Source organism: Actinobacillus vicugnae, from assembly GCF_901687125.1.
In the GTDB taxonomy this organism is placed as follows: Bacteria; Pseudomonadota; Gammaproteobacteria; order Enterobacterales; family Pasteurellaceae; genus Actinobacillus; species Actinobacillus vicugnae.
On the sequence record NZ_CABFJY010000011.1, the window covers coordinates 177,883 to 190,073 of the forward strand.

A 12,191-nucleotide genomic window follows, 5' to 3' on the forward strand; every position below is an offset into this window, starting at 1 on the left:
TTTCACCGCTTTTTTGCAAATGAAGGAGAAAAAATGATTCAACAAACACTTTGTTTAATTAAACCCGATGCAACAAAACGCAACCTTATCGGGAAAATTCTTAGCCATTTAGAAGAAGCTGGCTTAACGATTAAAGCGCTTAAAAAAGTGCAACTCAGCCAACAACAAGCAGAAGGTTTCTATGCAGAACACCAAGGTAAGGAGTTTTTTGCACCTTTAGTTGAGTTTATGATTTCAGCACCGATTGTTGCGGTTGTACTTGAAGGGGAAAATGCGATTGCACATTACCGTGAATTAATGGGCGCAACCAATCCAGAACAGCGTAAAGCAGGCACAATTCGAGCGCTTTATGCGATTAGTGGGCGTGAAAATTCGGTTCACGGCTCAGATTCACAACAATCGGCAAAACGAGAAATTGCCTACTTCTTTAGCCCAAATGAAATTGTCTAATTAATCAAAAAAGCCGTTTGCGACAACACAAACGGCTTTTTTCTTAGGATTTAACATTAATTTAGCCTAGATATAAGCGGTCAAATCTGTGCAAAAATTTACCAAAATTCAACCGCTTGTTTGGGACTAACGGATCACCAATAACTTACTTGAGCTTTCCATGATATGAGCTAAATCCGCACTTTCTTTTAATTGTGCTTCATCCATCGGCTCAATATGCCAAATATCGTTCGCATAATCTAATACCGAGCGATCTGATGAGAAATAGCCCATATTTGCAATATTGATAATCGCTGAACGAGTCCACGCTTTCTTATTACGATAAGCGGTAGCTACACGTTCTTGCGCTTCCACATAGCTACGGAAATCTGCACAGGCTTGGTAATAATCACCTGAATTTAAAATCAGATCTTGATAACGATATGGATCATCTGGCGAGAATTTACCATTTAGAATTTGTGATACTGCCTCATTGAGTTCACCATCCGCTTCATAATAGTGATATGGCGAATAACCATTACGACGCAGCTCTTCCACTTGTTCAACCGTATTACCAAAGATAAAAATATTATCTTTGCCTACATGCTCGAGAATCTCTACATTCGCACCATCTAAAGTACCGATAGTCAATGCACCATTTAATGCAAATTTCATATTTGAAGTACCTGATGCTTCCGTTCCCGCTAATGAAATTTGTTCTGACACATCCGCCGCAGGGATAATCATTTGCGCCAGTGATACACCATAATTTGGAATAAATATCACTTTAATTAAATCACGCACCCGTTCATCGTTATTGATTACATTTGCAACATCGTTAATTAAACGAATCACTTTTTTCGCTGCATAGTAAGCGCTTGCTGCTTTACCCGCAAAAATAAATACACGTGGTGTCCAATCTGCATTCGGATTTTTTAAGATGCGGTTGTACAAGGTAATAATATGTAACACACTTAACTGTTGGCGTTTATATTTGTGAATACGTTTTACTTGTACATCAAAAATCGCTTCTGGATTTAATTTAATACCTAAGTTTTTCTCTACATAATCTGCCAATTTGCGTTTGTTCTCATATTTCACGGCCGCGATTTCTGCTTGAACATCCGCATCATCCACAAACACGTTAAATTTCTCTAATTCGCTGAGATTTGTTAGCCAACCTTTACCGATACGTTTATCTAAAATATTCGCCAAACCTGGGTTGGCAATTTTGATCCAGCGACGTGGCGTTACGCCATTGGTTACATTAGTAAAGCGATCTGGATAGATACGTGCAAAATCAGCAAAAATCGATTCAACCATTAAATCAGAGTGGATTTTTGCAACTCCATTCACTTTAGTTGAAGCCACTACCGCCACCCATGCCATACGTACACGGCGATCACCATGTTCATCAATTAATGAAACACGTTGAACAAGATCTTCTTCACCTGGGAATTTTTCACGCACTTCATTTAAGAACCATTCATTAATTTCAAAAATAATACCTAAATGACGCGGTAAAATACGACCTAACATTTCCACAGGCCATGTTTCGAGTGCTTCACTCATTAAAGTATGGTTGGTGTAATAGAAAATTTTGCGTGTCATGCTCCACGCTTGATCCCAGCTATAGCCTTTTTCATCAATTAAAATACGCATTAACTCTGGCACTGCAAGGGTTGGGTGTGTATCATTTAAGTGAATTGCGACTTTATCGGCTAAATTCACACAAGAGCCACATTCCGCTTCATGACGGCGAATAATATCTTGTACCGAAGCAGAGCAAAGGAAATATTCTTGGCGTAAGCGTAACTCTCGACCGTTATAAGTGGAGTCATCTGGATATAACACACGAGAAACATTTTCAGATAAATTTTGGTGACTCATTGCCGCAAAATAATCACCACGGTTGAAATCGGCTAAACCAAAACCTTTGCCTGAAGCATGCGCAGACCATAAACGTAAACTATTTGTTGCGGTGGTTTCAAAACCTGGGATCAATTGGTCATGTGCTTGAGCAATGATTTCTTCATCAGGTTGCCATACGGTTTTTTTGCCTTCTTGCCAAATACGTCCACCAAAACGAATTGGGAAACGCTTACTTGAGCGCAAATATGGCCAAACAAATTCATTTTCTAGCCATTGGTCTGGCTGTTCAACTTGCTCACCATTACGAATTTCTTGACGGAACATACCGTATTCATACTGAATACCATAACCAATCGCAGGAATTTTCATTGCGGCAAGACTATCCATATAACAAGCGGCTAAACGTCCTAAGCCACCGTTACCTAAACCTGGATCGCCCTCTTCATTAATAATATCTTCAATATTTTGTCCAAGTTCTTTTAATGCCGCATCAACTAATTCATACACGCCTTCTGCAATCATTGCGTTTGAAAAAGTACGTCCCATTAAAAATTCCATAGAAAGATAATAAACACGACGACTGCCGTTTGCGACTTGACTACGGCGGGTTTGTAACCACGATTCAGTTGAAAGATCTCGCACCACACGTAACGCCGCATTTAACCAGTTACGCTTACTTGCTTCGCGTGGTTCAACCCCAAGCGCATAGACCATTTTGTATAAAATTGCATCTTTTACATGTTGAATATTTTCGGGACTTAAAATTTTATTGCCCATAATTGGCTCCTAATGTAACAATAAGTTAAATAATAAATGAAAATCGAAAAATCATCGTGTATTACCTAGCTATTGCTAGGCACAAAATAAGCGGTTGAATTTTGCAAAATTTTTGCAAATTTCGACCGCTTTTAAATAAAAGGCATTAGACTATTTCTTGATAAATAGCCTGATACGCATTCGCTGCTCTTGCCCAGCCAAAATCTTGCGCTAACGCATTTTGGCGCACACTAGCCCATAATTTCTGTTTTTTCCAGAGGTTCACTGCTCGTTGGAATGCCTCTAAGAAATCATCACTGCTTGGATATTTAAAGACAAAACCTGTTGCAGTACGCTGTTCAATCGTTTCTTTATGGCTATCTACCACCGTATCAGCTAAGCCACCTGTTTGGCGCACAAGTGGTAAGGTGCCGTATTTCAAGCCATATAGTTGCGTTAAGCCACAAGGCTCAAAGCGACTTGGCACGAGGATCACATCACCACCCGCAATGATTTGGTGCGATAATGCTTCGTTATAGCCGATATAGATACCAATCTGTTCTGGATAACGGTTACGAGCTTCATTTAATAAATACTCTAAATGCGGTGAGCCACTACCTAATACAACCAGTTGTACGTGTTGTTGCATCACCTCATCAATTTTATCTAATAAGAAATCCGCCCCTTTTTGCTCAGTTAAACGAGTCACCATAACCATTAACATCGCTTCTTTATCTTCAGGCAAATTGAACATTCGCTGTAATTCAACTTTATTCTTTGCTTTACCGTGCATATAGCTTGGCTTATAAGTGGCAACAATGTTGCTGTCAATTTCTGGATTCCAAACACTATCGTCTACGCCATTTAATACGCCGTGTAAGCGCCCTTGCGTTTTGCGAGTCTGGAGCAAGCCGTGCATACCGCCACCTGCGATTTGTTCGGTAATTTCGACCGCATAGGTTGGACTTACCGTAGTGATTCGGTCGGCATAATATAAACCTGCTTTCAGGTAAGAAATTTCACCGTAAAACTCCATACCTTCGGCTTGGAAAAAGTCCCAAGAAAAACCGAGCTCGGCTAAATGATGTGGTTGGAAGCGCCCTGGGTAAGCAATATTGTGAATAGTAAACACGCTTTTCACTGGGCTGTGCCAGCTTTTGAGGTAGGCACATCCCAAACCGCCTTGCCAATCATGTGCGTGTAGCACATCGGCTTTTCCCCACCATTGGTCTAAGCCTTCTGCCAATTGCGCACCTAAATAACCTAAGATAGCAAAACGTTTATAGTTATCTGGATAATCTGCATAGCCAGAATCGTGATAAGGATTGCCTGAACGTTGGAAAAGATGTGGTGCATCAATCACATATACCCCTAAGCCGTTAAAATAAGTGAAACGAATCGTTACTAATCCAGCAAAAGTGCCTAATGTAACAACTTCATGCGTTTCTCCGATTTTCTCCGCCACTTGAGGGTAAAGCGGAATTAATACTCGGACATCGTTGCCAGCCGCTTGCTGTGCGTAAGGCAAAGCGCCCATTACGTCAGCCAATCCGCCTGTTTTAATTAACGGATACATTTCCGAGCAAATATGTAAAATTTTCATTTTGTTGCCGTTTAATTTGTAAAATAAAGAGAAAATGAGACCGCTTGTAAAAGCATTAAAGATGGGCAAGCAGCCCATCTGAACATACTTAAATCGTATGATGTAATTTGATACCAGACTCATGACCAGTTAACGCATCGAGCATTTTTTGGGTAACTAACACAATACCACCTTTACTCACACGGAAACGTTTTGCGTCTACTTCTGGATTCACCCCGATTTCTAAACCATCTGGAATGGTACAATGACGGTCAATTACCGCTCGTTTGATTACACAGTTTTTACCAATGGTTACCTGTGGCAAGATCACCGTGTGTTCAATCACGGTTTCCGCCTCTACTTTCACTTTGGCAAATAACACTGAGTTACTGATTTCTGCATCGGTTACCACACAGCCACCCGCAATCAGCGAGTTATCTAGCGTATGTTGGCGGGCTTTTTTATAGAAGAAACGTGCGGGCGCAGTTTGTTGTGGTCGCCCGTGAATTGGCCATGATTCATCATATAAATCTAGCTGAGGCTCTTCAGAAACTAAATCCATATGTGCTGCCCAATAGCTATCAATCGTCCCTACATCTCGCCAGTAAATTGAACCGCTTGCATTACGTCCTTTGCATGAGCGTTCAAATGGATGCGCATACAATACGCCCTCTTCTACTGCTTTTGGAATAATGTCTTTACCAAAGTCATGTGATGTGCCAGGTGTTGAGGCTTCACGGTCTAATACATCATATAAATAATCTGCATTAAATACATAAATCCCCATTGAAGCTAATGATGAATTTGGTTTATCTGGCATTGCGGGTGGATTTGATGGTTTTTCCACGAACTCTTTTACTTTTAATTTATCATTAACTGCCATTACACCAAATTCGACCGCTTGTTCACGCGGTACTTCAATACAACCCACTGTACATTTTGCGCCACTGTCTACGTGGTCACGCAACATTTGGGTGTAATCCATTTTGTAAATATGGTCGCCTGCTAAAATCACGACATATTTCGGACGATAGTGCGATTTCATCATCGCCATATTTTGATATACCGCATCAGCAGTACCACGATACCAAGTGTTCTCGTCTAGTTGCTGGCGAGCAGGTAACATATCAATATATTGATTACGCTCATAAGGCAGAAATGACCACCCACGTTGTAAGTGGCGGAGTAAAGAATGCGCGGCATACTGAGTAATCACCCCGACTTTTAATAAGTTAGAGTTAATACAGTTTGAAAGCGCAAAGTCGATAATACGGCGACTACCGCCAAAATATACTGCAGGTTTAGCACGTCTGTCCGTTAACTCATAAAGGCGTGAACCACGACCGCCCGCTAAAATAAGTACCAAGGTGTCATTAGTGACATCATTTTTAGTTAAGTCGTTTTTTTCTTGTGTAAGCATACTTTGTTTCTCCGATGTTGTGTTTTTTCACGCTAATGTGAGCCTAATTTTCTTTGAAGCACGCATACTCCCATCTGTTCCAGTTGAAGAGCAACCGCCTGCGCATCCGCTATCAAAGTTGCTGTTTCTTTCCCAAGGTAAATATGCCATTTGCCTTGAGGTAAGAAAAATTGTTGCTTATCTTTTTTAGCGTTAATTAAGATAAGCCATTGTTCTTGAAGAAGGATTTGTAATGCTTTCAGAGCGTCATTATGCCAATCATCTACTTGCATTGGTTTGCCGTACGGCGAAAACCATTGCACGTCATTTTCAGTCCACCAATGGCTCTGTTGTGAAAGTAACGAGATCTGCTTACGTAACTCAATCCACTTTGCAACATAATTAATCCGAGCTTGATTGGCCTGCTGCCAATTGATCCAAGTGACCTCGTTATCTTGGCAATAGCTATTATTATTGCCCTGTTGCGAATGACCGAGTTCATCGCCAGAACGTAGCATTGGTACGCCATTTGAGAGAAACAGTACTGCAAGCAAACTACAAGCGGTCTGTTCTCGCAAAATATTTACCAATTCATTATCAGTATTACCTTCCACCCCGTGATTATTACTATAGTTATGTTCATCACCATCACGGTTCTGTTCACCATTTGCTTCATTATGTTTTTTGTTATAGCTGACTAAATCTTGCAAAGTGAAGCCATCATGCGAAGCAAAATAGTTAATGCTTTTAGACGGAGCATATTGCCAATATAAGTCGTCACTTCCTGCCAGACGACGGGCAAAGTCCGCCAAATCACCACTTTCTCGTAAGAACACATTACGCATGGTGTTGCGATATTTATCATTCCATTCCGAAAATGCTAATGGAAAACCGCCTACCTGATAGCCATTCGGCCCAATATCCCAAGGCTCAGCAATTAATTTAATTTTTTGTAACGCTGGCGTTTGTCTGACTTGCTCAAAAAACAACGCTATTTCAGAAAAATCTGGCATTCTTCCGAGCGTAGTAGCGAGGTCGAAACGGAAACCATCAATATGACATTCTTCCACCCAATACAACAAACTATCTATCATCCATTGGCACACCATAGGATGCGAAAGCTTGAGCGCATTACCACAGCCTGTCCAATTGTGATAATCGCCCTGTTCGGTTAGCCAATAATAACTTTGATTATCGATCCCTCTTTGGCATAAAGTCATACCTTCTTTACCCGCTTCTACCGTGTGGTTATACACCACATCTAAAATGACTTCTAAGCCATTTTGGTGCAAGGTTTTTACAAGGTGTTTGAATTCAGTAATAGGGTCTTCTTGATCCCAAGCAAACCTTGGATCTACCGCCGAATGCGCTAACACACTGTAGCCCCAATAATTGGTTAATCCCATGCGCTGTAAATGCACTTCATCGGCGTGATAGCTTACTGGCTGTAACTCAATAGTTGTAACCCCTAAACGCTTTAAATGTGCGATAGATTCACGGTGTGCCATTCCCATATAAGTGCCGCGTAATGGCTCTGGGATACGAGGATTCAAACGGCTAAAGCCTTTAACGTGTGCTTCGTAAATGATAGTTTCTGCCCATGAATAGTGTGGGCGAATTTCATCAGCCCAATCAAAATCATCCACAACCACCATCGACTTAGGTGCTAGATGCGCATTATCACGAGTATCATTCCAAATAAAATAGCTTAACGCTTCATCATTATGAGCATCGGGGCTACCCACCACGCATTTCGCATAAGGATCGAGCAATAATTTATGCGGATTAAATAGTGCACCTTTTTGCTCATCGACTTCTCCCGCAACACGAAAACCATATAAAGCCCCCTCAGCAATCCCCTGTACAAATAAATGCCAAATATCGCCCGTCCGTTGCATTGGATGGCGTTGCTCTCCATTCTCAGTAAAAATACACAATTCAATAGCGGTCGCATTTGCAGAAAAAATTGCAAAATTTGTACCTTTTTTGCCCGCTTGTGCACCAAGCGGGTACGGCTTGCCTACCAATGTTTTCATCTGTTACTTCTTATTTTTCTTCTTTTTTTTGTTGCTGTTTTTCTTTGGTGTAGTATTGGCTTTTTTAAGTAATTTCGCAGACTGAAACGCACTTTCTACATTTTGAATGAGCCTCTCTTGCGTAACGGGCTTTGGCTCACGCACAATAAAAATCGTAGCTAATGGCGGTAGCGAAAGCGATAAGGAATAAGGTTTACCGTGTGAAGGCTCTGCTTCACACACAATTTCACCATAATTGCCAACATTACTTCCTGCATAATAAGCAGCATCAGAATTCAGAATTTCTTTATAAATACCGTCTTCAGCTACACCAATACGGTAGTTATGACGCACAATTGGCGTAAAGTTGCTCACAACAATCACACTAGCACCGTCTTTTGCTTTACGTTCAAAGGCAAATACCGATTGTTGCCAATCGTCCACCACTAACCATTCAAAGCCACTTGGTTCATGATCGAGCTGATACAACGCAGGATATTGTTGATAAGCATGATTCAGATCTCGCACCCAATTCAATACACCTTTATGCCAATTTCCGCCTTCTTCACCAAGTAAGAACCAATCTAAACTTTCGTTAAAATTCCATTCTCGGCCTTGCGCAAATTCATTGCCCATAAAGAGTAATTTTTTACCTGGATAGCCCCACATATAGCCATAATAAGCCCGTAAATTGGCAAATTTTTGCCAACAATCACCAGGCATTTTGCCAATTAGGGAGCCTTTACCGTGCACCACTTCATCATGTGAAAGCGGTAAAATAAATTTTTCGCTATATTGATAAATCATGCCAAAGGTCATCCAGTCATGATGATATTGACGATAGATTGGATCTAACGCCATATAGCGAAGCGTGTCATTCATCCAGCCCATATTCCATTTGTAGTCAAAACCTACTCCGTTTTCAGTTGGCGAGTGGGTAATACCATTAAATGAGGTAGATTCTTCGGCAATCGTAATCGCGCCCTGCTCTTCTTTAGCTAGCATTTGATTCGTTCGACGTAAAAAATCTAGCGCTTCTAAATTTTCACGTCCGCCATATTGATTTGGGATCCATTCACCGTCTTTGCGTGAATAATCTCGATAAATCATTGAAGACACCGCATCGACACGTAAACCATCAATGCCAAATCGTTCAGTCCAATACAACGCATTGCCAGAAAGATAATTAAACACTTCATGGCGACCATAATTAAAAATCAGCGTATTCCAATCTTGGTGATAACCCTCTTTTGGATCTTGATGTTCGTATAAATGTGAGCCATCAAATTGCGCTAAGCCGTGTGAATCGGTTGGGAAATGCCCTACCACCCAATCTAAAATCACTGCAATGCCCGCTTCGTGGGCTTTGCGAATAAAATTACGTAAATCATTTGGCGAGCCAAAACGGCTAGTTGGCGCATATAACCCTGTTGGTTGATAGCCCCAAGAACCATCGAAAGGATATTCAGTAATAGGCAGTAATTCGATATGAGTAAAACCCATATCTTTTACATAAGGAATGAGTTCATCGGCGATTTCATCATAATTCAGCCAATAATTATTTTCGAGATTACGACGCCAAGAGCCTAAATGCACTTCATAAATTGAGATTGGCTGATCAATATTATTCGCTTGTCGCAGTTTTTCATCCACTTTTACGGTTGCAGCTAACCCTATTACTACAGAAGCCGTTTCAGGGCGTAACTGAGAGGCAAATGCATAAGGATCTGATTTCAAACGAAGATTGCCATGCTGATCTAATAATTCAAATTTATATAATGCGCCTGCTTCTACATTTGGAATAAAAATATCCCAAATACCGCTTTCTACATGAAAACGCATGCTATGTACTCGCCCGTCCCAATAATTAAAATCACCAACGACAGAAACACGTTTAGCATTTGGTGCCCAAACACTAAAACGTACACCAGCAATATTTTCTTGAGTTTCAAAATGTGCGCCTAATTTTTCATAAGGGCGAAGATGAGTGCCTTCAGATAATAACCAATTATCTAATGCAAAAAGGGAGGATTTAAAACGGTATGGATCTTCAATATCGATCTCACCCAAGGAATAGCGAACACGTAAGCGGTAATATAAATGCGGGTCGGAGGAATCAAGTAATGCAACAAAAACACCACAATCGTCAATTTTTATTGCTTCAGACAATAATTGCCCTTGATTATCAATAATGGAAACCGCATTCGCTTCAGGCAAATAAACCCTTATCACGGATCGTTCATGTTCAAGATGAATGCCTAAATAGGAAAACGGGTCGTTACAATATCCGCCAGAAAGCTGTTCAATAAAAGACGAATCTTGTTCTGAATATTGATATATTGTCATTATTTGCTTCCTTATTTTTTCACATACTAAATTATTTTTCTTTGCCTTACGAAAACGTTTGCATATTAGCATTAAAATAAGAATCTCGGCGAAAAATCCTTCTTTTTTGTGATTTACGTCATATTTTTCTCGTTATATATGAGAACTAGCTCACACTTTTTGACATTTTTTTTCATCTGCTAGAACGATTTAGCAGAATATGCGTTACAATATCTAGCAATATTTTTAATTTCAAAATTAAATCCAATAAGGAGCTCAGATGCTAAATTTATCGGCACAAAATATCCGTTTAAATGCTACTGCCAGCAGCAAAGAAGAAGCGATTAAGCTTGTTGCAGCAGGTCTGGTAGCAAATGGTAACGTAGCGGCAGGCTATGAATCAGGAATGTTAGCTCGCGAAACGCAAACTTCTACCTTCTTGGGTAATGGTATTGCAATTCCACACGGCACATTGGACACGCGTCATTTAGTGCAAAACACAGGTGTACAAATTTACCAATTTCCACAAGGGGTGGAATGGGGCGAAGGTAATACAGCTTATGTTGTAATCGGTATTGCGGCTAAATCTGATGAACATTTAACCCTCTTACGCCAATTAACAGGTGTGTTAAGCGATGAAGAAGCGGCTGATACCCTTGCAAAAACACAAAACCTAGAAGAATTCGCAGCCGTATTAAGTGGCAAAAAAGCCCTTCCTGTGATTTCAGAAGAAACAATTTCGTTAAATATTAATTCTTCTAGCCTTCTCACCCTTTCAGCAATCAATGCTGGCAAGCTTCAAGAACAAGGCTATGTAACACAAGCATTTATTAGCGATGTCGTTGCAAGCGTTCCACTAAATTTAGGTAACAATGTATTTGTTACTGATTCAGCAAAAGGTAACCAAGCCAATGGTTTAGCCGTTGCGCGTAACACTGCAGGACAAACCTTAGTCACTGTTGCAGCTATTGATAACGCAGTAGAAAGCCAATTAGCTCATTTACTCAACAATGATATGCGTAATCAATTTACGCATGCAAATGTAGCTCAAATCATTGCATTATTTAATGGCGAAACAGTTGTAAATAGCACTGCAAATAATTCGCAAAATTCGACCGCTTGTGAAACTACATCCAATACTCAAGTTATCGGTACATTCACTGTGCGTAACGACAACGGCTTACACGCCCGCCCAAGTGCGGTTTTAGTGCAAACCTTGAAACCATTTACTGCAAAAATTACAGTAGAAAACTTAGATCGTGGTACAGCACCAGCAAATGCGAAAAGCACAATGAAAGTAGTGGCATTAGGCGCAAGCCAAGCACACCGCTTACGCTTTGTAGCAGAAGGTGAAGATGCACAACAAGCAATCGAAGCATTAGCAAAAGCATTCGTTGATGGCTTAGGCGAAAGCGTATCATTTACACCAAGCGTAGAAGATAGTATTGAAGGCGGTTCACAAGCGGTTGAATCTGCAACAAATTCTGCAAATACAACCGCTTGCGAGCCAACAAAAGAGCCAGTTGAAGGTCAAGTTGAAGCCACATTTGTGATTCAAAATGAACACGGCTTACACGCTCGCCCAAGTGCCGTTTTAGTCAACGAAGTAAAAAAATACAACGCAACTATCGTGGTGCAAAATTTAGATCGTGATAGCCAATTAGTCAGTGCAAAAAGCTTAATGAAGATTGTGGCGCTAGGTGTGGTAAAAGGCCATCGTTTACGTTTTGTGGCAACCGGTGAAGAAGCACAAAAAGCGATTGACGGTATTGGTGCAGCAATTGCAGCAGGTTTAGGTGAGTAACTGAGGAAA

7 protein-coding genes are annotated in these 12,191 nt (G+C 40.6%); 2 read left to right on the plus strand and 5 right to left on the minus strand.

Translation table 11 applies throughout. From position 1 onward, the window contains the following. The first annotated feature begins 33 nt into the window (after positions 1 to 33). The gene (ndk, locus tag F8M47_RS03985) at positions 34 to 450 is read left to right on the plus strand and encodes a nucleoside-diphosphate kinase (protein WP_150538898.1); all 417 of its coding nucleotides are present in this window, start codon (positions 34 to 36) and stop codon (positions 448 to 450) included. 126 nt (positions 451 to 576) lie between these two features. Here the strand turns inward: ndk and F8M47_RS03990 are convergent, their stop codons facing one another. The 5 genes from F8M47_RS03990 to glgB all read right to left on the minus strand — a co-directional run bounded on the left by F8M47_RS03990 (position 577) and on the right by glgB (position 10,399). Beyond that, positions 577 to 3,078 (minus strand): glycogen/starch/alpha-glucan phosphorylase, encoded by a 2,502-nt coding sequence (locus F8M47_RS03990; protein ID WP_150538899.1) that lies wholly within the window; start codon positions 3,076 to 3,078, stop codon positions 577 to 579. Positions 3,079 to 3,223: 145 nt separating this feature from the next. Beyond that, positions 3,224 to 4,660, minus strand: a complete 1,437-nt coding sequence (gene glgA, locus F8M47_RS03995) for a glycogen synthase GlgA (RefSeq protein WP_150538900.1) — start codon at positions 4,658 to 4,660, stop codon at positions 3,224 to 3,226. An 88-nt stretch (positions 4,661 to 4,748) separates the two neighbouring features. Further along, positions 4,749 to 6,059, minus strand: coding sequence for a glucose-1-phosphate adenylyltransferase (gene glgC, locus F8M47_RS04000; RefSeq protein ID WP_150538901.1), 1,311 nt, complete (start codon positions 6,057 to 6,059; stop codon positions 4,749 to 4,751). Between the two features lie 32 nt (positions 6,060 to 6,091). Next, positions 6,092 to 8,074 carry a glycogen debranching protein GlgX gene (glgX, locus tag F8M47_RS04005; protein ID WP_150538902.1) on the minus strand — a complete coding sequence of 661 codons (1,983 nt, stop codon included), beginning with the start codon at positions 8,072 to 8,074 and terminating at the stop codon, positions 6,092 to 6,094. Positions 8,075 to 8,077: 3 nt separating this feature from the next. Further along, on the minus strand, positions 8,078 to 10,399 hold the full coding sequence (gene glgB / locus F8M47_RS04010) for a 1,4-alpha-glucan branching protein GlgB (protein ID WP_150538903.1): 2,322 nt from the start codon (positions 10,397 to 10,399) through the stop codon (positions 8,078 to 8,080). A gap of 259 nt (positions 10,400 to 10,658) precedes the next feature. On the opposite strand from glgB, the gene fruB reads away from it, so the two are divergent. Further along, positions 10,659 to 12,182 (plus strand): fused PTS fructose transporter subunit IIA/HPr protein, encoded by a 1,524-nt coding sequence (gene fruB, locus F8M47_RS04015; RefSeq protein WP_150538904.1) that lies wholly within the window; start codon positions 10,659 to 10,661, stop codon positions 12,180 to 12,182. Positions 12,183 to 12,191: the final 9 nt, after the last annotated feature.